Source organism: Franconibacter sp. IITDAS19, from assembly GCF_023079515.1.
In the GTDB taxonomy this organism is placed as follows: domain Bacteria; phylum Pseudomonadota; class Gammaproteobacteria; order Enterobacterales; family Enterobacteriaceae; genus Franconibacter; species Franconibacter pulveris.
In genome coordinates this window covers 1-19,743 of record NZ_JALJCP010000012.1, presented here as the reverse complement: position 1 = coordinate 19,743, position 19,743 = coordinate 1, and the positions used below count along the sequence as shown (strand labels likewise).

At 56.0% G+C, this 19,743-nt stretch carries 20 protein-coding genes; 16 read left to right on the top strand and 4 right to left on the bottom strand.

All coding sequences use genetic code 11. The features are described from left to right. Positions 1-116: 116 nt before the first annotated feature. From udp to MT962_RS21425, 10 genes are all read left to right on the top strand, one after another. On the top strand, positions 117-878 hold the full coding sequence (gene udp / locus MT962_RS21470; RefSeq protein WP_024558938.1) for a uridine phosphorylase: 762 nt from the start codon (positions 117-119) through the stop codon (positions 876-878). A 141-nt stretch (positions 879-1,019) separates the two neighbouring features. Beyond that, a complete protein-coding gene (gene rmuC / locus MT962_RS21465; RefSeq protein WP_247366381.1) occupies positions 1,020-2,453 on the top strand; it encodes a DNA recombination protein RmuC in 1,434 nt (477 codons plus the stop codon). A 90-nt stretch (positions 2,454-2,543) separates the two neighbouring features. Next, positions 2,544-3,299, top strand: coding sequence for a bifunctional demethylmenaquinone methyltransferase/2-methoxy-6-polyprenyl-1,4-benzoquinol methylase UbiE (ubiE, locus tag MT962_RS21460; RefSeq protein WP_247366380.1), 756 nt, complete (start codon positions 2,544-2,546; stop codon positions 3,297-3,299). Positions 3,300-3,312: 13 nt separating this feature from the next. Beyond that, complete coding sequence (locus MT962_RS21455; protein ID WP_024558482.1) at positions 3,313-3,918, top strand: SCP2 domain-containing protein; 606 nt, start codon at positions 3,313-3,315, stop codon at positions 3,916-3,918. Further along, complete coding sequence (ubiB, locus tag MT962_RS21450) at positions 3,915-5,555, top strand: ubiquinone biosynthesis regulatory protein kinase UbiB (protein ID WP_024558483.1); 1,641 nt, start codon at positions 3,915-3,917, stop codon at positions 5,553-5,555. Before MT962_RS21455 ends, ubiB begins: the two co-directional genes overlap by 4 nt. Positions 5,556-5,627: 72 nt before the next feature. Then, a complete protein-coding gene (gene tatA, locus MT962_RS21445) occupies positions 5,628-5,882 on the top strand; it encodes a Sec-independent protein translocase subunit TatA (RefSeq protein ID WP_024558484.1) in 255 nt (84 codons plus the stop codon). A 3-nt stretch (positions 5,883-5,885) separates the two neighbouring features. Continuing rightward, positions 5,886-6,458 carry a Sec-independent protein translocase protein TatB gene (tatB, locus tag MT962_RS21440; protein ID WP_024558485.1) on the top strand — a complete coding sequence of 191 codons (573 nt, stop codon included), beginning with the start codon at positions 5,886-5,888 and terminating at the stop codon, positions 6,456-6,458. Positions 6,459-6,460: 2 nt separating this feature from the next. Continuing rightward, on the top strand, positions 6,461-7,216 hold the full coding sequence (gene tatC / locus MT962_RS21435; protein ID WP_024558486.1) for a Sec-independent protein translocase subunit TatC: 756 nt from the start codon (positions 6,461-6,463) through the stop codon (positions 7,214-7,216). Between the two features lie 42 nt (positions 7,217-7,258). Continuing rightward, positions 7,259-8,050, top strand: a complete 792-nt coding sequence (gene tatD / locus MT962_RS21430; RefSeq protein ID WP_247366379.1) for a 3'-5' ssDNA/RNA exonuclease TatD — start codon at positions 7,259-7,261, stop codon at positions 8,048-8,050. Positions 8,051-8,142: 92 nt separating this feature from the next. Further along, positions 8,143-8,475, top strand: a complete 333-nt coding sequence (locus MT962_RS21425; RefSeq protein WP_024558488.1) for a glycine zipper family protein — start codon at positions 8,143-8,145, stop codon at positions 8,473-8,475. Between the two features lie 38 nt (positions 8,476-8,513). Here MT962_RS21425 and rfaH read toward each other — a convergent pair whose 3' ends face one another. Continuing rightward, complete coding sequence (gene rfaH / locus MT962_RS21420) at positions 8,514-9,002, bottom strand: transcription/translation regulatory transformer protein RfaH (RefSeq protein WP_247366378.1); 489 nt, start codon at positions 9,000-9,002, stop codon at positions 8,514-8,516. A gap of 179 nt (positions 9,003-9,181) precedes the next feature. On the opposite strand from rfaH, the gene ubiD reads away from it, so the two are divergent. Both ubiD and fre read left to right on the top strand, forming a co-directional pair. After that, positions 9,182-10,678, top strand: coding sequence for a 4-hydroxy-3-polyprenylbenzoate decarboxylase (gene ubiD, locus MT962_RS21415; protein WP_247366377.1), 1,497 nt, complete (start codon positions 9,182-9,184; stop codon positions 10,676-10,678). A gap of 46 nt (positions 10,679-10,724) precedes the next feature. Then, positions 10,725-11,426 (top strand): NAD(P)H-flavin reductase, encoded by a 702-nt coding sequence (gene fre / locus MT962_RS21410; protein ID WP_024558491.1) that lies wholly within the window; start codon positions 10,725-10,727, stop codon positions 11,424-11,426. A 51-nt stretch (positions 11,427-11,477) separates the two neighbouring features. On the opposite strand, the gene MT962_RS21405 is transcribed toward fre, so the two are convergent. From MT962_RS21405 to fadB, 3 genes are all read right to left on the bottom strand, one after another. Next, on the bottom strand, positions 11,478-11,804 hold the full coding sequence (locus MT962_RS21405) for a hypothetical protein (RefSeq protein ID WP_247366376.1): 327 nt from the start codon (positions 11,802-11,804) through the stop codon (positions 11,478-11,480). A gap of 112 nt (positions 11,805-11,916) precedes the next feature. Continuing rightward, entirely contained in the window at positions 11,917-13,080 is a 1,164-nt protein-coding gene (gene fadA, locus MT962_RS21400; protein ID WP_247366375.1) for an acetyl-CoA C-acyltransferase FadA, read from the bottom strand. A 10-nt stretch (positions 13,081-13,090) separates the two neighbouring features. Beyond that, entirely contained in the window at positions 13,091-15,280 is a 2,190-nt protein-coding gene (gene fadB, locus MT962_RS21395) for a fatty acid oxidation complex subunit alpha FadB (RefSeq protein ID WP_024558493.1), read from the bottom strand. A 188-nt stretch (positions 15,281-15,468) separates the two neighbouring features. Between fadB and pepQ the strand changes: the two genes are divergently transcribed. From pepQ to hemG, 4 genes are read left to right on the top strand one after another with little or no spacing between them, the layout of a single operon-like run. Beyond that, entirely contained in the window at positions 15,469-16,800 is a 1,332-nt protein-coding gene (pepQ, locus tag MT962_RS21390) for a Xaa-Pro dipeptidase (protein WP_024558494.1), read from the top strand. Next, the gene (locus MT962_RS21385; RefSeq protein WP_024558495.1) at positions 16,800-17,411 is read left to right on the top strand and encodes an IMPACT family protein; all 612 of its coding nucleotides are present in this window, start codon (positions 16,800-16,802) and stop codon (positions 17,409-17,411) included. The genes pepQ and MT962_RS21385 overlap by 1 nt, the downstream gene beginning before the upstream one ends. A gap of 40 nt (positions 17,412-17,451) precedes the next feature. Then, entirely contained in the window at positions 17,452-18,903 is a 1,452-nt protein-coding gene (gene trkH / locus MT962_RS21380) for a Trk system potassium transporter TrkH (RefSeq protein WP_024561637.1), read from the top strand. Between the two features lie 12 nt (positions 18,904-18,915). After that, positions 18,916-19,461, top strand: coding sequence for a menaquinone-dependent protoporphyrinogen IX dehydrogenase (gene hemG / locus MT962_RS21375; RefSeq protein ID WP_024558497.1), 546 nt, complete (start codon positions 18,916-18,918; stop codon positions 19,459-19,461). Positions 19,462-19,743 lie beyond the last annotated feature (282 nt).

Genomic DNA, 19,743 nt, shown 5'->3' with positions numbered 1-19,743 from the left:
GAAAAATAATGCAAACTGTTTATATCAAAGTGAATCCTGTCACGAAAAAGCGCGAGCGGCTTCTGTAAAGTACCGTTTTGCTTCTTCTGACCAACCGACCTACAGAGGAGTCTTTTATGTCCAGGTCTGACGTTTTTCATCTTGGCCTTACCAAAAATGATTTGCAGGGGGCCACGCTTGCTATCGTGCCCGGCGACCCGGAGCGCGTGGAAAAAATCGCTGCGCTGATGGAGAACCCGGTTAAGCTCGCCTCGCACCGTGAGTTCACTACCTGGCGCGCTGAGCTGGACGGCAAGCCCGTCATTGTTTGCTCCACCGGCATCGGCGGCCCGTCAACCTCAATCGCTGTGGAAGAACTGGCGCAGCTGGGCATTCGGACTTTCCTGCGCATCGGCACGACTGGCGCCATCCAGCCGCACATCAACGTAGGCGATGTGCTGGTCACGACGGCCTCCGTACGCCTGGACGGCGCGAGCCTGCATTTCGCGCCGATGGAATACCCGGCGGTGGCAGACTTCGCTTGTACCACAGCGTTAGTTGAAGCGGCAAAATCTGTTGGCGCGACGACGCATGTGGGCGTGACCGCCTCTTCTGATACCTTCTACCCGGGCCAGGAGCGTTACGACACCTTTTCCGGCCGGGTAGTCAGCCGCTTCAAAGGTTCTATGGAAGAGTGGCAGGCGATGGGCGTGATGAACTATGAGATGGAATCCGCCACGCTGCTGACCATGTGTTCAAGTCAGGGGCTGCGCGCAGGCATGGTGGCGGGCGTTATCGTCAACCGCACCCAGCAGGAAATCCCCAACGCGGAAACCATGAAGCAGACCGAAAGCCACGCCGTGAAAATCGTGGTCGAAGCGGCGCGCCGCTTGATCTAACCCTGCAAAGGCCGGCTCCCTCCGGCCTTTTTGCGTAATTCCTCGCAGGAATTACGCTCCTCACCGAAAAACGCTTCCCGTCTGGACATCTGTACAGCACAATCGCTGCTGGCATGCGTTGCAGTTCAGGCAGGAGGCGTTGTGGAAAGCTCATACATTTTGTTGGCGATAATCGCTCTGGCGGGCGTGCTGGTCGGGTGGCTGTTAGCAAGCCAGCGGGCGGCGCAGCTAAAGGCGGAGTTGCTGGCGGAACAGCGCGATATTTATGGCGAACTGAGCGCCGCCAAAGCCTCGCTTGAACAGAGCTTACACTGGCGTGACGAATGCGAACTTCTCAACAATGAACTGCGCAGCCTGCGGGAAATTAACAGCTCGCTGGAGTCTGACCTGCGCGAAGTCACTACCCGTCTTGAATCCACCCAACTGCACGCCGAAGAGAAGCTGCGCCAGATGATGAACAGCGAGCAGCGCCTGAGCGAGCAGTTTGAAAATCTCGCCAATCGGATTTTTGAGCAGAGCAACCGGCGGGTTGAAGAGCAGAACCGCCAGAGTCTGAACGGGTTGTTAACGCCGCTGCGCGAGCAGCTCGACGGTTTTCGCCGCCAGGTGCAGGATAGCTTCGGCCAGGAGGCGCGGGAGCGCCATACGCTGGCGCATGAAATCCGCAACCTGCAACAGCTGAACGCGCAAATGGCCCAGGAGGCGATTAACCTTACTCGTGCGCTAAAGGGCGACAACAAAGCCCAGGGCAACTGGGGCGAAGTGGTGCTGGCTCGGGTGCTGGAGGCTTCTGGCCTGCGCGAAGGGCACGAGTACGAAACGCAGGTCAATATCCAGCTTGCCGACCGCAGCCGCATGCAGCCGGATGTCATTGTGAGGCTGCCGCAAGGCAAAGATGTCGTCATCGACGCCAAAATGACGCTGGTGGCTTATGAGCGTTACTTCAACGCGGAAGATGACTATACCCGCGACCTGGCGCTTAACGAGCACATCGCCTCTATTCGCAACCATATCCGCATGCTGGGACGTAAGGATTACCAGCAACTGCCGGGGCTGCGCACGCTCGACTATGTGCTGATGTTTATTCCCGTCGAACCCGCCTTTTTACTGGCTATCGATCGGCAGCCGGAAATCATCAACGAGGCGCTGAAAAATAACATTATGCTCGTCAGCCCGACCACGCTGCTGGTGGCGCTGCGCACTATCTCTAACCTCTGGCGCTATGAGCATCAGAGCCGAAACGCTCAGCACATCGCCGAACGCGCCAGCCGGCTGTACGACAAAATGCGCCTGTTTGTGGATGACATGACCGCCATCGGTCAATGTATCGATAAGGCGGGCGACAGCTACCGGCAGGCGATGAAAAAGCTGGCTTCCGGGCGCGGCAACCTGCTGGTGCAGGCCGAAGCGTTTCGCGCGCTGGGCGTGGAAATTAAGCGCGAGATTAATCCGGATTTAGTGGAACAGGCCCGCCAGGAAGAGGAGGCGTGGCCGCTGCCGGATGGGCAGAATGCGTCAAAGGACGCTATAAATGACAATAGCTTAACTTCATACCGCGCCGCGGGCGAAGGCTAAGACGGCGCTACGCGATGGCCTTGAATCATAGGGCAATCGCGCCCAATCTGTTACACTTCACGAACATTTTCTTGATAAGCAGGCACTGAGATGGTTGAAGATTCACAAGAAACAACGCACTTTGGCTTCCAGACTGTAGCGAAAACGGAAAAAGCCGATAAAGTCGCGCAGGTGTTTCATTCTGTGGCCGCAAAATACGACATCATGAACGACCTGATGTCTTTTGGCATTCATCGTCTGTGGAAGCGCTTCACTATCGACTGCAGCGGCGTACGTCGTGGGCAAAGCGTGCTGGATCTCGCGGGCGGCACCGGCGACCTGACCGCTAAATTCTCCCGTCTGGTTGGCGAGAGCGGCCGGGTGGTGCTGGCGGATATCAACGACTCCATGCTGAAAATGGGCCGCGAAAAGCTGCGCAACACCGGCGTGGTCGGCAATGTCGAGTATGTGCAGGCGAACGCCGAAGCGCTGCCTTTTCCTGATAACGCTTTCGACTGCATCACCATCTCTTTTGGTTTGCGTAACGTTACCGACAAAGAAAAAGCGCTGCGCTCCATGTTCCGCGTGCTGAAGCCGGGCGGCCGCCTGCTGGTGCTGGAGTTCTCCAAGCCGACCATTGAGCCGCTCAGCAAAGCCTATGACGCTTACTCTTTCCACGTATTGCCGCGCGTAGGCGAGATGGTGGCAAATGATGCGGAGAGCTACCGTTATCTGGCCGAATCTATCCGCATGCATCCGGATCAGGATACGCTGAAAGCGATGATGGAAGACGCCGGTTTTGAAAGCGTGAACTATTACAACATGACCGGCGGCATCGTGGCGCTGCATCGCGGCTACAAGTTCTGACAGGAGGTGGCGGATGCCGTTCACACCCCTTATTACGGCAGGCATAGAGGGCGTGCTTAACACATTCCTCTATCGCGAGCCGGCGCTGAAAGGGCCGCGCCAGCGCTTACAGGGAAAAGTGTTGCGGGTAGTGCTAAAAGAGTTTTCCGCGCCGCTGGTGCTCTCTTTTAGTGAAAAGCAGTTGGATGTACTGAGCCAGTGGGAAGGCGAGGCGGACTGCTCGGTAATTACCCGGCTTTCAGTGCTGCCTAAATTGCAGGACAGACAGCAGCTCACCTCGCTTATTCGCAGCGGCGAACTGGAAGTGCAGGGCGACCTGCAGGTCGTGCAAAATTTTGTCGCGCTGCTGGATTTAGCAGAGTTTGATCCTGCGGAGGTGCTTGCACCCTATACGGGCGATATCGCCGCTGAAGGGATCAGCAAGGTAGTGCGCCGTGGCGGTTCATTGCTAAAGAAAAGCGTTATCCGCAACCAGCAGTACCTGGCTGAGGCCTTGACTGAAGAGTGGCGAGTGGCGCCGGGAAGGCTTGAAGTCGCCTGGTTTTCTGAGGAGATCTCGGCGATTGAGCGCTCTGTAGAAGCATTAACCAAACGGCTGAATAAACTGGAGGGCAAATGACGCCAGGTGAAATTCGGCGCCTTTATTTCATCATTCAGACCTTTCTAAGCTATGGGCTTGATGAGCTCATTCCCCGTATGCGTATCACGCTGCCGCTGCGCCTTTGGCGACGCGGGCTGTTCTGGATGCCTAACCGGCATAAAGATAAAGAACTGGGCGAGCGTCTGCGTCTGGCTTTACAGGAGCTTGGTCCGGTCTGGATTAAATTTGGTCAGATGTTGTCAACCCGCCGCGATCTTTTCCCGCCGCAGATAGCCGATCAACTGGCGCTGTTGCAGGACCGCGTGGCCCCGTTTGACGGCGTGCTGGCGAAACGGCAAATCGAAAAGGCGATGGGCGATATTCCTGTCGAAACCTGGTTTGACGACTTCGACATCAAACCGCTGGCCTCCGCCTCGATTGCGCAAGTGCATACCGCCCGGCTGAAAGAGAACGGGAAAGAGGTGGTCATCAAAGTTATCCGTCCGGATATCCTGCCGGTTATCCAGGCGGACATGAAGCTCATCTACCGGCTCGCCCGCTGGGTGCCGCGTCTGATGCCGGATGGCCGCCGTTTGCGCCCGCTGGAGGTGGTGCGCGAATATGAAAAAACGCTGATTGATGAGCTGGATCTGCTAAGAGAGGCGGCTAACGCCATTCAGCTGCGCCGTAACTTTGAAAATAGCAAAATGCTGTACGTGCCGGAGGTTTACTCCGACTATTGCAGTCAGAACATGCTGGTCATGGAGCGTATTTACGGCATTCCAGTTTCTGATGTGGCGGCGCTTGAGAAAAACGGCACCAACCTGAAACTGCTGGCTGAGCGCGGCGTGCGCGTCTTCTTCACCCAGGTATTTCGCGACAGCTTCTTCCATGGCGATATGCACCCTGGCAATATTTTCGTCAGCTACGACCACCCGGAAGACCCGCAATATATCGGTATCGACTGCGGCATTGTGGGCTCGCTTAACAAAGAAGATAAGCGTTATCTGGCGGAAAACTTTATCGCTTTCTTTAACCGTGACTACCGTAAAGTCGCGGAGCTACACGTTGATTCCGGCTGGGTGCCGCCCGATACCAACGTTGAAGAGTTCGAATTCGCCATCCGTACCGTCTGCGAGCCGATTTTTGAAAAGCCGCTGGCCGAAATCTCGTTCGGGCATGTCCTGCTGAACCTTTTTAACACGGCGCGCCGCTTCAATATGGAAGTGCAGCCGCAGTTAGTGTTGTTGCAAAAAACGCTGCTTTATATCGAAGGCGTAGGGCGTCAGCTTTATCCTCAGCTTGATTTATGGAAAACGGCGAAACCTTTTCTGGAAACCTGGATCAAAGATCAGGTGGGCTTCCCGGCGCTGGTGCGCGCGGTTAAAGAGAAATCCCCTTATTGGGTGGAAAAACTGCCCGATTTGCCGGAGCTGGTTTACAACAGCTTGCGTCAAGGCAAACAACTGCAACAAAGCGTTGATAAGATTGCCAATGAATTGCACGCTCATCGCGTTCGGCAGGGACAGTCGCGCTACCTTTTCGGGGTGGGCGCTACGCTGTTGCTGAGCGGCACGCTGCTGCTTATCAACCGGCCCGACTGGGAGTTTACGCCCGCCTGGCTGATGGCGGGAGGGCTTGTCGTCTGGCTTATCGGCTGGCGGCGATCGAGCTGAATTTATCGTCATGGAATGGCCGCGTGATTTATAATGCGGCCTGATACTTCTTCATTAGTAGCTGAGGTTTTTATGGGTGGCATCAGTATCTGGCAATTGTTAATTATTGCCGTTCTCGTCGTTTTGCTTTTCGGCACCAAAAAATTACGCTCTCTGGGGTCCGATCTGGGCGAATCGATCAAGGGCTTTAAAAAGTCCATGAGCGATGACGACAAAAAAGAGACCTCGCACCAGCAGGATGCTGATTTCACTGCGAAATCAATCGCTGATAAGCCTGATGAGGCTAAAAAAGACGAGGCGAAACGCCACGATAAAGAGCAGGTGTAATTCGTGTTTGATATTGGTTTTAGTGAACTGCTGCTGGTCTTCGTTATCGGTCTCATTGTACTGGGGCCGCAACGCTTGCCTGTCGCGGTGAAAACGGTGGTGGGCTGGATCCGGGCGCTGCGCTCGCTGGCCACTACCGTACAAAATGAGCTTTCTCAGGAGCTGAAGATTCAGGAATTGCAGGACAGCCTGAAGAAAGTGGAAAAGGCGAGCCTTAATAACCTGACGCCAGAGCTGAAGGAGTCGATGGATGAGCTGCGTCATGCAGCGGAAGCCATGAAGCGCTCTTATACCGCGAATGACCCGGAGAAGGCGAGTGACGAGGCCCACACCATTCACAATCCGCTGGTGAAGGACAACGAAGCGAGCCATGAAGGCGTTACGCCGGGCTCGGCGGAGCATCAGGCCGAAGCGCCAGCGCAAAAGCCAGCCGCAGCGCCTGAGCAATCTGCTCAGCCAGCGGCCAGCGCCGAGGCGTCGACCGCGAAACCGCAGCCCGCGCCGGAGGTCAAAAAGGCTGAGCCCGTAGTCTCCCGTAATCCGGAACCGGCTTCCCCAACGAGTGATAAACCCTGAACATGGCTGTTGAAGATACCCAACCCTTAATCAGTCATCTGATTGAACTGCGCAAGCGGCTGCTGAACTGCATTATTGCGGTACTGGTCATTTTCCTGGCGCTGGTCTATTTCGCGAACGATATTTACCAGCTGGTCGCCGCGCCGCTTATCTCTCAGATGCCGCTTGGCGCGACCATGATCGCCACCGATGTGGCCTCGCCGTTTTTTACCCCTATCAAGCTTACTATCATGGTGTCGGTCATCCTGTCGGCGCCGGTTATTCTCTACCAGGTATGGGCTTTTGTCGCACCGGCGCTGTACAAACATGAACGTCGGCTGGTCGTGCCGCTGCTGGTATCCAGCACGCTGCTCTTTTATATCGGCATGGCGTTTGCCTACTTTGTCGTTTTCCCGCTGGCGTTTGGCTTTTTAACCAAAACGGCGCCTGCGGGCGTGGTCGTATCAACAGACATCACCAGTTATCTTGATTTCGTGATGGCGCTGTTTATGGCCTTCGGCGTGTCGTTTGAGGTGCCGGTCGCCATTGTGCTGCTCTGCTGGCTTGGCGTAACCACACCGGAAGATCTCAAGGCGAAGCGGCCGTATGTGCTGGTCGGCGCTTTCGTCATCGGTATGCTACTGACGCCGCCGGATGTCTTTTCACAAACGCTGCTGGCGATTCCGATGTACTGCCTGTTTGAAGTCGGCGTCTTTTTCGCAAGATTCTATGTCGGCAAACGCCGACCCGATAATTCGGAAGAAGAATCGCAAGAGTAAGTGATAACCGCCCGTCAGGGCGGTTTTTATATGGGAAGCGCTATGTTTGATATTGGACTGAACATCACCAGCTCACAGTTCGCCAAAGACCGTGATGAAGTCATTTCGCGCGCGCATGCGGCCGGGGTGAACGGCCTGCTTTTTACCGGCACGAATCTGCATGAAAGCGCCCAGGCGCAGCAGCTGGCGCAGCGCTACGAGCGTTGCTGGTCCACCGCAGGGGTGCATCCTCACGACAGCAGTCAGTGGGATGACGCTTCTGCTCAGCAGTTGCGTGAGCTTGCCTGCCAGCCGGAAGTGGTGGCGATTGGCGAATGCGGGCTCGATTTTAACCGTAACTTTTCTACGCCCGAAGCGCAGGAGCGCGCGTTCAGCGCCCAACTGGCGATAGCCGCTGAGCTCGGCATGCCGGTTTTTATGCATTGCCGCGATGCGCATGCGCGTTTCCTCGCTTTGCTCGACCCGTGGCTTGATAAACTCCCCGGCGCGGTGCTGCACTGTTTTACCGGCACTGAAGAGGAAGCGAGAGATTGCCTGGCGCGCGGGCTCTATCTGGGGATTACCGGCTGGGTGTGCGATGAGCGCCGCGGCCTGGCATTGCGCGAGCTGCTGTCGATTATTCCTGCCGAAAAACTCCTGCTGGAAACGGATGCGCCTTATCTTTTGCCGCGCGATCTCTCACCTAAACCCGCTTCACGGCGTAACGAGCCTTGCTATCTGCCGCATATTCTTGAACGCGTCGCCGCCTGGCGTGGAGAGGATGCCCGCTGGCTGGAGCAGGTAACCGATGCAAATGCGGCGCGCCTGTTTTTTTCCCGTCCTGTTGCGGCATAACCGTACAGAAATATACACAGATGTCAGAATGGCGGTTTCTTCGCAGTGATATCCTTGGCGCCGGCAGTAACCTGGTTTGTTAAGGAAAAATCATGCAAAAGAAAATCACTGGAATGTTCATTCTCTGTCTGGCGCTGGCTGGTCAGGCGCAGGCTATCGATAAAACAGCTACTGGCGCGGTGCTGGGCGCCACGGCGGGCGCGGTTGCCGGCAAGAGCGTTAAAAGCACTGTTGGCGGCGCTGTGGTTGGCGCAGGCGCGGGCGCAATGCTTAAAAAAGGCGACAAAGGAAAAGCGGCGCGTAAGGGCGGCGCTGTTGGCGCGGTAGTGGGTGCGGGAGTCGCTGCGGCAACAGGAAAAAGCGTGTTGAAAGGCGCTGCGGTTGGCGCAGGCGCAGGCGGCGTGGTCGGCGAAGCGACCCATTAATAACCGGCATCGGCTCGCAATGCGCGGGCCGATGGGAATTAAATTTTACGGAAATCGGTGTTTTTTACGCTCTGTCGAACCTGCTTGTTTAGCAGATTAAGCAGCAGCATGGAGCGGGTCTCGCCATCCGGCTCGGTGAAAATCGCTTCCAGTCCCTCAAAAGCGCCTTCGGTAATCACCACTTTATCGCCTTCATAAGGCGTTTGCGGGTCAGTAACCTCTTCTGGCTGGCAGTTCTGCAGCTGTTCAATCACCTTCAGCGGCACCATGGCAGGTTGCGAACCAAAACGAACAAAATGGCTGACGCCGCGAGTCGCGCTGATAGTCGTGGTATGAATCTCTTCCGGATCAAATTCCACAAACATATAGTTCGGGAACAGAGGCTCACTGACTGCAGCGCGTTTTCCCCGCACGATTTTTTCAAGCGTAATCATGGGGGTCAGGCAATTGACCTGCTGGCGCTCAAGATGCTCTTGCGCACGCTGAAGCTGTCCTCGTTTGCAGTACAGTAGATACCAGGATCGCATGATAACTCTTCTTATTATTGCCTATTGCCGGGCGGGCAAGCATAACAAAACCACTCAGGGATCGCTAAGGTGATTATAACGGAAGCCATAATGGCATGCGGCCTGGATTCACGTTAATTTAACAAAACTACGGCGTGGCCGCCGCGAACGCCGTATAATGGAGAGCTTAACCCGAGGGCATGAATAACTGCATGAAATATCACGATCTACGCGACTTTCTTGCGCTGCTGGAGCAGCAGGGCGAACTTAAACGCATTTCGCTTCCCGTCGATCCCCACCTGGAGATGACTGAAATCGCCGACCGCACATTGCGCGCTGGCGGTCCCGCTTTGCTGTTCGAAAATCCGAAGGGTTACAGCATGCCGGTTCTGTGCAATCTCTTTGGCACGCCGAAGCGCGTAGCGATGGGCATGGGGCAGGAAGAGGTGTCGGCTTTGCGTGAAGTGGGCAAGCTGCTCGCTTTTTTGAAAGAGCCGGAGCCGCCGCGTGGATTTCGCGATCTGTTCGACAAGCTGCCGCAGTTTAAGCAGGTGCTTAACATGCCGACGAAACGGCTGCGCGGCGCGCCTTGCCAGCAGAAGGTGATTCAGGGCGATGATGTCGATCTGACGCGTATCCCCATCATGCAGTGCTGGCCCGAAGACGCAGCGCCGTTGATCACCTGGGGACTGACGGTTACGCGCGGCCCGCATAAAGAACGACAGAACCTCGGCATTTATCGTCAGCAGTTGATTGGTAAAAACAAGCTGATTATGCGCTGGCTCTCGCATCGCGGTGGCGCGCTTGATTTCCAGGAGTGGCAGGCGGCGCGCCCTGGCGAACGCTTCCCGGTTTCCGTGGCGCTGGGCGCCGATCCAGCGACCATCCTCGGCGCGGTGACGCCTGTGCCGGATACGCTTTCTGAATACGCTTTCGCCGGGCTGCTGCGCGGCACCAAAACCGAAGTGGTAAAATGTCTTTCTAACGATCTCGAAGTGCCTGCCAGCGCGGAAATCGTGCTGGAAGGCTATATTGAGGCGGGTGAAATGGCGCCGGAAGGACCCTATGGCGATCACACCGGTTATTACAATGAGATAGACAACTTCCCGGTCTTTACCGTCACGCACATTACGCAGCGCGAAGACGCTATTTATCACTCCACCTATACCGGCCGTCCGCCAGACGAACCGGCGGTGCTGGGCGTGGCGCTGAACGAAGTGTTCGTACCGATCCTGCAAAAGCAGTTCCCGGAAATTGTCGATTTTTATCTGCCGCCGGAAGGGTGCTCTTATCGCCTTGCGGTAGTCACCATTAAGAAGCAGTACGCCGGACACGCCAAACGCGTCATGATGGGTGTCTGGTCATTCCTGCGGCAGTTCATGTATACCAAGTTTGTTATCGTCTGCGATGACGACGTGAACGCGCGTGACTGGAACGATGTTATCTGGGCTATCACGACGCGTATGGATCCGGCGCGCGATACGGTAATGGTAGAAAACACGCCAATTGATTACCTGGATTTCGCATCGCCAGTTTCCGGCCTTGGCTCAAAAATGGGACTGGACGCCACCAATAAATGGCCCGGCGAGACTCAGCGCGAGTGGGGCCGTCCCATTAAAAAAGATCCTGCGGTCACGGCGCGGATAGACGCTATCTGGAACGAGCTGGCCATTTTCAATGACGGTAAGGGCGCCTGAAGCGCCGCCGTCGCGGTTTGCCTTATTGACCCGACAGAGGGAACGCATGACAATCTTAAGCTGTAAAGTGACCTCGGTAGAAGCTATCACGGATACCGTGTATCGCGTTCGTTTAGTGCCTGAAGCGCCGTTTTCTTTTCGCGCGGGCCAGTACCTGATGGTTGTGATGGACGAGCGGGATAAGCGTCCCTTCTCCATGGCCTCCACGCCCGATGAACACGCTTTTATTGAGCTGCATATCGGCGCCTCCGAGCTTAATCTCTACGCGATGGCGGTGATGGATCGCATCCTGAAAGAGCGTGAAATCGTAGTGGATATTCCTCACGGCGAAGCGTGGCTGCGCGACGAAGAAGATCGCCCCATGATCCTGATTGCCGGCGGCACCGGTTTCTCCTACGTGCGCTCAATTCTGCTGACCGCGCTGGCGCGCAACCCAAACCGCGATATCACGATTTACTGGGGCGGGCGCGAAGAGAAACACCTTTATGATTTGCCGGAGCTGGAAGCCCTGTCGGTGAACCATCCTAATCTTCGTGTGGAACCTGTAGTAGAACAGCCTGAAGAGGCGTGGCGCGGGCGCAGCGGCACTGTGCTGACGGCAGTTTTGCAGGATTTCGGTACACTGGCGGAACATGACATTTATATCGCTGGCCGCTTCGAAATGGCGAAAATCGCCCGCGATCTGTTCTGCAACGAGCGCAACGCGCGTGAAGATCGTCTGTTTGGCGACGCATTCGCGTTTATTTGATTACTTTTGCGCTTCACCCGGGCCCTCTCTTCTTGCGGGAGAGGGTCTGCCTCAGCGGATAAACGTAAACAGCGGCTTATCTTCTTCCAGCAAGCACAACAGCATGACGCTCGGTTTTGTCGCGCTCCTCAGCGTGGCGGTTAACTGCGTGGCAATGTGCTGACGGCCAATCTTACGGTCGTACCGCTCTACCTGAACGCTATCCGGGACAATTTTTAACGCATTAAGCGCCGTCAGCCCTTCTGGATTTTCTTTTAACTCTTTTTTTGCCTCGTCCAGACAGCGCTGCACCAGCGTCAGCTCGGTAGAGGTGGTTTGCGCATAAGCGGCAGGCGTCAAAAAACAGGCGAACAGAGCAAGATAAGAGAGGGTTTTCACAGTCGATACCTTTGTTAGTAACGGCGAGAAAATCAGCATAACAAGGAAAGTATAAAAGAAAAAACCCGCCCCTGACAGGCGGGAAGAACGGCAACTAAACTCAGAAAATGACTCAGACTCGCTCAAATACCGTGGCGATGCCCTGACCGAGACCAATGCACATGGTGGCGAGGCCAAACTGGGCGTCGCGTCGCTCCATCAGGTTAATCAGCGTGGTGCTAATGCGCGCGCCGGAGCAGCCGAGCGGGTGGCCCAGCGCGATGGCGCCGCCGTTGAGGTTTATCTTCTCGTCTATCTGCTCCATCAACCCCAGGTCCTTAATGCATGGCAGGATCTGCGCGGCGAACGCTTCGTTCATCTCGAAAAGGTCGATATCGCTGGCGGCAAGGCCCGCTTTCTTCAGCGCCAGCTTTGAAGCCGGAACCGGGCCGTAACCCATGATTGAAGGATCGCAGCCGACCACCGCCATAGCACGAATGCGCGCGCGCGGCGTCAGGCCCAGCTCCCGGGCGCGGGATTCGCTCATCACCAGCATAGCGGCGGCGCCGTCGGAAAGGGCGGAAGAGGTGCCCGCCGTCACGGTACCGTTCGCCGGGTCGAAGGCGGGTTTCAACGTCGCAAGGCCTTCCACGCTGGTTTCCGGACGGATGACTTCGTCATAGTCATAGCGCTTTAGCACGCCGTCGGCGTCATGGCCGCTGGTGGGGATGATTTCATTTCTAAAATGTCCCGCCTGGGTCGCCGCCCAGGCGCGCTGGTGCGAGCGGGCGGCAAACGCATCCTGCATTTCCCGGCTAATGCCATGCATGCGGGAGAGCATTTCCGCCGTCAGCCCCATCATGCCCGCCGCTTTCGCCACGTTGCGGCTTAAGCCGGGATGAAAATCAACGCCATGGCTCATCGGCACATGACCCATATGCTCCACGCCGCCGACAAGACAAGCCTCTGCATCGCCGGTCATTATCATGCGAGCCGCGTCGTGCAGCGCCTGCATAGACGAGCCGCACAGGCGGTTTACCGTAACGGCAGGCACCGAGTGCGGAATTTCCGCCAGCAGCGCCGCGTTGCGGGCGATGTTAAAACCTTGCTCCAGCGTCTGTTGCACGCAGCCCCAGTAAATATCATTAATGGCGTTGGCTTCCAGCTGCGGATTACGTGAAAGCAGGCTGCGCATCAGGTGCGCGGAAAGATCCTCTGCCCGCACGTGGCGAAAGGCGCCGCCTTTGGAACGGCCCATCGGGGTGCGGATAGCGTCAACAATTACAACCTTCTCCATACTTCGCTCCTTAAGCCGTTTTCAGTTCGCCAGCCGCCTGGGCGGGTTCAACCTGAGGGTAATAGGGCTCGTTGCGGCGCGCTTTTTCACGCAGCCCCGCCGGTACTTCATAAAGCGGCCCCAGCGCCTGATAGCGTTGCGCCATATCCAGATACTTCGCACTGCCCTGTGTATCAAGCCAACGGAACGCGCCGCCGTGGAACGGAGGGAAGCCCAGCCCGTAGACTAATGCCATATCCGCTTCCGCAGGGCCTGCGATAACGCCTTCTTCCAGACAGCGAACCACTTCATTAACCATCGGGATCATCATGCGGGCGATAATCTCTTCATCGCTGAAGTTGCGCTTCGGTTGGCTGACTTCAGCAAGCAGGCCGTCTGTTGCGTCATCCTGCTCTTTGCGCGGTTTGCCTTTGCTGTCTTCTTTATAGCTGTAAAAGCCTTTACCGTTTTTCTGGCCGTAGCGGCCGGCGTCGAACAGCGCGTCGATAGCGTCGCGGTAATCTTTCTGCATACGCTGCGGGAAACCGGCCGCCATAACGGCCTGCGCGTGGTGCGCGGTATCAATGCCGACCACATCCAGTAAATAAGCGGGGCCCATCGGCCAGCCGAACTGTTTTTCCATCACTTTATCTATCTGACGGAAATCCGCGCCGTCACGCAGCAGCTGGCTGAAACCGGCAAAGTAAGGGAACAGCACGCGGTTGACGAAAAAGCCGGGACAGTCGTTTACCACTACCGGAGTTTTCCCCATCTGGCTGGCCCAGGCCACCACTTTGGCGATGGTTTCTTCAGAGGTTTTTTCGCCGCGGATCACTTCCACCAGCGGCATGCGGTGCACCGGATTGAAGAAGTGCATGCCGCAGAAATTTTCCGGGCGTTTAAGCGCGCTTGCCAGTTCGGTGATAGGAATGGTCGAGGTGTTGGAAGCCAGCACCGTATCGGGGCGCACCTTCTCTTCGGTTTCCGCCAGCACCGCTTTTTTCACCTTCGGGTTTTCCACGACCGCTTCTACGACAACATCAACGCGATCGAACCCGGCGTAATCCAGCGTCGGATGAATAGTGGCGATAACGCCCGCCATCTTCAGCCCGTCGATTTTGCCGCGCTCAAGCTGTTTATTGAGCAGCTTGCTGGCTTCGCCGATGCCGAGCGCCAGCGATTTCTCATTAATATCTTTCATGATCGCCGGCACGCCTTTCCAGGCGGATTGATAAGCGATGCCGCCGCCCATTATGCCTGCGCCCAGTACGGCGGCCTGCTTCGGCGCTTCAACCGATTTCGTCAGTTTCTTCGCCTGGCCTTTTACGTACTGATCGTTTAAGAAAATGCCGACCAGCGCGCGCGCTTCGCTGGAATGCGCAAGCGGCACAAAACTTTGGTTTTCCAGCTCCAGCGCTTCGTCGCGCCCAAGGCCCGCCGCCGCTTCGATAGTCTTCACGGCGGTCATCGGCGCAGGATAGTGTTTACCGGCGGTTTGCATGACCACGCCTTTTGCAATGGTGAAGCTCATGGCGGCTTCAATCTTGCTGAGCTTCAGCGGCTCAAGCTTCGGCGCGCGTTTCGCTTTCCAGTCCAGGTCGCCTTTCATGGCCTGGCGCAACACGCTGAGCGCCCCTTCGCGTAATTTGTCAGCATTGACGACGGCGTCCACCAGGCCAAGCTTCAACGCCTCTTGCGCGCTGACATCTTTTCCGGCGGCGATAATTTCCAGCGCGCTATCGGCGCCCAGCAGACGCGGCAGGCGAACCGAGCCGCCAAAGCCCGGCATGATGCCAAGCTTCGTTTCCGGCAGGCCGATACGCAGGTCCGGCGTGGCGATACGGTAATCGGTCGCCAGCACGCATTCGCAGCCGCCCCCCAGCGCATAGCCGTTAATGGCGGAAAGGGTGGGGACCGGCAGATCCTCAAGACGGTTGAAAATGCGGTTGGCGAAACGCAGCCAGTCGCTTAACTGCGCCTGCGGCACGAGGAACAGGGAAAGAAATTCGTTAATATCCGCGCCAACGATAAAAGCCGCTTTCTCTGAGCGCAGCAGCAAACCTTTAAGATCGGATTGTTTTTCCAGCACATCTAATGCGTGGCCAAGGCTTGCAACGGTCGCGGTGTCGAGCTTGTTAACCGAGCCTGGGGCATCAAACACCAGTTCGGCGATGCCATCTTCCAGCCAGTTAAGGTACAGGGTGTCGCCTTTGTAGAGCATGTCAGTCTCCTGAATCCAGCAAGGTGATCTGGTCGTACCAGATGAAGCGGAGTGTGGAGTTGATGTTAATGAAATGCAAATTTCTCTTTAAATATTTGCAAACTTGATCACGGATGGGGGAAACCCGTTTGTGCAGATAAGTTGTGCTAAGATGCCGGGGTTTAGGACTAATAGGTGAAGGGTAAATTATGGATTCGTTGGCTGCTCTTTATAAAAATCATCTGGCTACGTTACAGGAACGTACCCGTAATGTGCTGTCGCGCTTTAATCTTGATGCGCTGCTCATCCATTCTGGTGAGCTGTTCAACGTCTTTCTTGATGACCATCCTTATCCGTTTAAAGTAAACCCGCAGTTTAAAGCCTGGGTGCCGGTGACCCAAGTGCCGAACTGCTGGTTGCTGGTGGATGGCGTCAACAAACCGAAGCTCTGGTTTTATCTGCCGGTCGATTACTGGCACAACGTAGAGCCGTTGCCGCAGTCATTCTGGACGGACGAGATAGAGATTATCGCACTGCCGAAAGCGGATGGCATCGGCAGCCAGCTTCCTGCCGCGCGCGGTAATATTGCTTATATCGGGCCGGCGCCGGAACGTGCGATACAGCTGAGCATCGCTGCCGATAAGATCAACCCGAAAGGGGTTATCGACTATCTGCACTACTATCGGGCTTATAAGACGGATTACGAACTGGCCTGTATGCGCGAAGCGCAGAAAACGGCAGTAATTGGCCATCGGGCTGCGCACGAAGCTTTCCTTTCCGGAATGAGCGAGTTTGATATTAATCTCGCTTACCTGACCGCCACCGGCCATCGCGATACCGACGTGCCTTACGGCAATATCGTGGCGCTCAATGAGCATGCCGCCGTGCTGCATTACACGAAGCTTGATCAGCAGGCGCCCGCAGAGATGCGCAGCTTCCTGCTGGATGCCGGGGCGGAATATAACGGCTATGCGGCAGATCTCACCCGTACCTGGGCCGCCAGCAGCGATAACGACTTTGCGCAGCTGATTAAAGACGTGAACGACGAGCAACTGGCGTTGATTGGCACGATGAAGGCGGGCGTGAACTACATCGATTATCACGTGCAGTTCCATCAGCGCATCGCGAAGCTGCTGCGTCGTCATCAGATTGTGAATGACATCAGCGAAGAGGCGATGGTGGAAACTAATATTACCGGGCCGTTTATGCCGCACGGAATCGGTCATCCGCTGGGCCTGCAGGTGCACGACGTGGCGGGATTCATGCAAGACGATACCGGCACGCACCTTCCTGCCCCGGAAAAATATCCTTATCTGCGCTGTACCCGTGTGCTGCAGCCGCGCATGGTGCTGACCATCGAGCCTGGCATTTACTTTATCGAGTCGCTGCTCGCGCCGTGGCGTGAAGGGCAGTACAGCAAACATTTCAACTGGCAGAAGATTGAAGCGCTTAAGCCGTTCGGCGGCATCCGCATTGAGGATAACGTGGTGATTCACGAGAACGGCACGGAAAACATGACGCGGGATCTCAAGCTCGCCTGATGGAAAGCTGGCTTATTCCGGCGCAGCCGGTCACCGTTACAGAAGAGATAAAGAAAAGCCGCTTTATTACGCTGCTCGCGCATACCGATGGCGTGGAAGCGGCGAAAGCGTTCGTCGGGCAAGTGAAGGCGGAGCATCCTGATGCCCGTCATCACTGTCAGGCCTGGGTGGCGGGCGCGCCGGATGATTCACAAAAGCTGGGCTTTTCCGATGACGGCGAACCCGCGGGAACGGCGGGTAAGCCGATGCTTGCTCAACTGCTCGGCAGTGGGGTAGGCGAAATTACCGCCGTGGTGGTGCGCTACTACGGCGGCATTAAGCTTGGGACGGGTGGGCTGGTGAAAGCCTATGGCGGCGGCGTGCAACTGGCGCTCAATCAGCTCGTCACGCTCCGCAAAGTGCCGTTAACTGAATATACTTTGCTGTGTGATTACGCACAGCTCACCGGTATCGACGCTCTGCTTAAGCAGCATGAGGGGCTGATAGTGCACAGCGATTACCAGGCGGGCGTGACGTTGCGCGTGGCGCTGCCTCATACGCAGGTGGCGTTGTTTTCTTCAAGGCTTGCGGATTTTAGTCGCGGCGCGTTGCATTTGTTACCGGTTGAATAATAATCCCCCCTCGTTTTTTTGATCCCTAAGGAAGCGGCTGATGCATTTTCGCGCCATAACCCGAATCGTTGGACTACTGGTTATTCTCTTTTCCGGGACCATGATTATCCCTGGACTGGTGGCCCTCATTTACCGGGACGGCGCGGGCCGTGCCTTTACGCAAACCTTCTTTGTCGCGCTGGCGATAGGCGCGGTGCTCTGGTGGCCAAACCGCCGGGAGAAAAAAGAGCTGAAATCCCGCGAGGGGTTTCTTATCGTCGTTCTCTTCTGGACGGTGTTGGGAAGCGTGGGGGCGTTGCCCTTTATCTTTTCTGAACGGCCGAACCTGACGGTTACCGACGCCTTCTTTGAATCCTTTTCCGGATTAACGACCACAGGCGCAACAACGCTGGTGGGGCTGGACTCGTTACCCCACGCTATTTTGTTTTATCGCCAGATGCTGCAGTGGTTCGGCGGTATGGGGATCATCGTCCTGGCGGTGGCGATTCTGCCTATTCTGGGCGTCGGGGGGATGCAGCTTTATCGCGCCGAAATGCCAGGACCGCTCAAGGACAATAAAATGCGCCCCCGCATCGCTGAAACGGCGAAAACGCTGTGGCTGATTTACGTTTTGCTTACCGTTGCCTGCGCGCTGGCGCTGTGGTTCGCCGGGATGTCCGCTTTTGACGCCATCGGCCATAGTTTTGCGACTATCGCTATCGGCGGTTTCTCTACGCACGATGCGAGCGTGGGCTATTTTGACAGCCCTACCATCAATACCATTATCGCTATCTTCCTGCTTATTTCCGGCTGTAACTACGGCCTGCACTTTTCGCTGCTGAGCGGACGTAACCTGAAGGTTTACTGGCGGGATCCGGAGTTTCGGATGTTTATTGGCGTACAGGTGACGCTGGTGGCGGTCTGTACGCTGGTGCTCTGGTTCCACGACGTTTATAACTCCGCCGTGATGACGTTAAACCAGGCGTTTTTTCAGGTGGTCTCAATGGCGACTACCGCAGGCTTTACCACAGACAGTATTGCGCGCTGGCCGCTTTTCTTACCTGTGCTGCTGCTTTGTTCCGCTTTTATCGGCGGCTGCGCCGGGTCGACTGGCGGTGGGCTTAAAGTGATTCGTATTCTGCTGCTCTTTAAGCAAGGGAACCGCGAACTGAAACGGCTGGTTCATCCCAACGCGGTTTACACCATTAAGCTTGGCAACCGCGCCTTGCCGGAACGCATACTCGAGGCGGTATGGGGGTTCTTCTCTGCCTATGCGTTGGTATTTATTATCAGCATGCTGGCGATTATCGCGACAGGGGTGGATGACTTTTCGGCTTTCGCCTCGGTCGTCGCAACGCTGAATAACCTGGGGCCGGGGCTTGGCGTGGTAGCGGATAACTTCGCCAGCATGAACCCGGTCGCGAAATGGGTCCTGATGGCGAACATGCTGTTTGGTCGTCTGGAAGTTTTTACTCTGCTGGTGCTGTTTACACCTACCTTCTGGCGCGAATAAATGGAGTCTGTATTGAAAACCCTTATTTTGTTTTCTACCCGAGATGGACAGACGCGTGAGATAGCGTCCTTTATCGCTTCGGAACTAAAAGAGCAGGGCGTGGACGCGGACGTTATGAATTTGCACCGTGCGGAAACTATCGACTGGTCGCTCTATAACAAAGTCGTCATTGGCGCTTCTATCCGCTACGGACACTTTCACGCGGCGCTGGACGCGTTTGTGAAAAAGCATCATGCGGAACTGAACGCTTTACCGGGCGCTTTCTTTTCCGTAAACCTTGTCGCGCGTAAGCCAGAGAAACGTACGCCGCAAACTAACAACTACACGCGTAAATTTCTTCTTCATTCTCTATGGCGTCCAGACCACTGTGCGGTGTTTGCAGGCGCTTTGCGTTATCCGCGTTATCGCTGGTATGACCGTTTCATGATTCGGTTGATTATGAAAATGACAGGCGGGGAAACGGATACCCGTAAAGAAGTGGTCTACACCGACTGGAAACAGGTCGCGGCTTTTGCCCGGGAAATCGCTCGTCTTTCGCACAATCCGCGCAATGGTTAGGCGAGTTGCCTGGGAAATGACCGAACGATAACTTTTTTGTATTTTTCTCTTGTCAGCGCCGAAACAGGCCCTATAATGCGCCTCCACTGACACGGCACAACGGCATACACGCCGGCCTGGCAGCAAGAATCAAAACGGAATTAAGCGAAATTAACGCTTGACTCTGAAGCGGGAAAGCGTAGTATACGCAACCCGCGCCGCTGAGAAAAAAGCGAAGCGGCACTGCTCTTTAACAATTTATCAGACAATCTGTGTGGGCACTCAGATGGACTGGATTCTTAA

Bases quoted from the DNA above. Each gene is read 5' to 3' on its own strand.
- tatD (WP_247366379.1), top strand. From the start codon at position 7,259: ATGTTTGATATTGGACTGAACATCACCAGCTCACAGTTCGCCAAAGAC.
- udp (WP_024558938.1), top strand. From the start codon at position 117: ATGTCCAGGTCTGACGTTTTTCATCTTGGCCTTACCAAAAATGATTTG.
- pepQ (WP_024558494.1), top strand. From the start codon at position 15,469: ATGGATTCGTTGGCTGCTCTTTATAAAAATCATCTGGCTACGTTACAG.
- ubiE (WP_247366380.1), top strand. From the start codon at position 2,544: ATGGTTGAAGATTCACAAGAAACAACGCACTTTGGCTTCCAGACTGTA.
- MT962_RS21385 (WP_024558495.1), top strand. From the start codon at position 16,800: ATGGAAAGCTGGCTTATTCCGGCGCAGCCGGTCACCGTTACAGAAGAG.
- tatC (WP_024558486.1), top strand. From the start codon at position 6,461: ATGGCTGTTGAAGATACCCAACCCTTAATCAGTCATCTGATTGAACTG.
- trkH (WP_024561637.1), top strand. From the start codon at position 17,452: ATGCATTTTCGCGCCATAACCCGAATCGTTGGACTACTGGTTATTCTC.
- fre (WP_024558491.1), top strand. From the start codon at position 10,725: ATGACAATCTTAAGCTGTAAAGTGACCTCGGTAGAAGCTATCACGGAT.
- fadA (WP_247366375.1), bottom strand. From the start codon at position 13,080: ATGGAGAAGGTTGTAATTGTTGACGCTATCCGCACCCCGATGGGCCGT.
- ubiD (WP_247366377.1), top strand. From the start codon at position 9,182: ATGAATAACTGCATGAAATATCACGATCTACGCGACTTTCTTGCGCTG.
- MT962_RS21425 (WP_024558488.1), top strand. From the start codon at position 8,143: ATGCAAAAGAAAATCACTGGAATGTTCATTCTCTGTCTGGCGCTGGCT.
- tatA (WP_024558484.1), top strand. From the start codon at position 5,628: ATGGGTGGCATCAGTATCTGGCAATTGTTAATTATTGCCGTTCTCGTC.
- ubiB (WP_024558483.1), top strand. From the start codon at position 3,915: ATGACGCCAGGTGAAATTCGGCGCCTTTATTTCATCATTCAGACCTTT.
- fadB (WP_024558493.1), bottom strand. From the start codon at position 15,280: ATGCTCTACAAAGGCGACACCCTGTACCTTAACTGGCTGGAAGATGGC.
- rfaH (WP_247366378.1), bottom strand. From the start codon at position 9,002: ATGCGATCCTGGTATCTACTGTACTGCAAACGAGGACAGCTTCAGCGT.
- MT962_RS21455 (WP_024558482.1), top strand. From the start codon at position 3,313: ATGCCGTTCACACCCCTTATTACGGCAGGCATAGAGGGCGTGCTTAAC.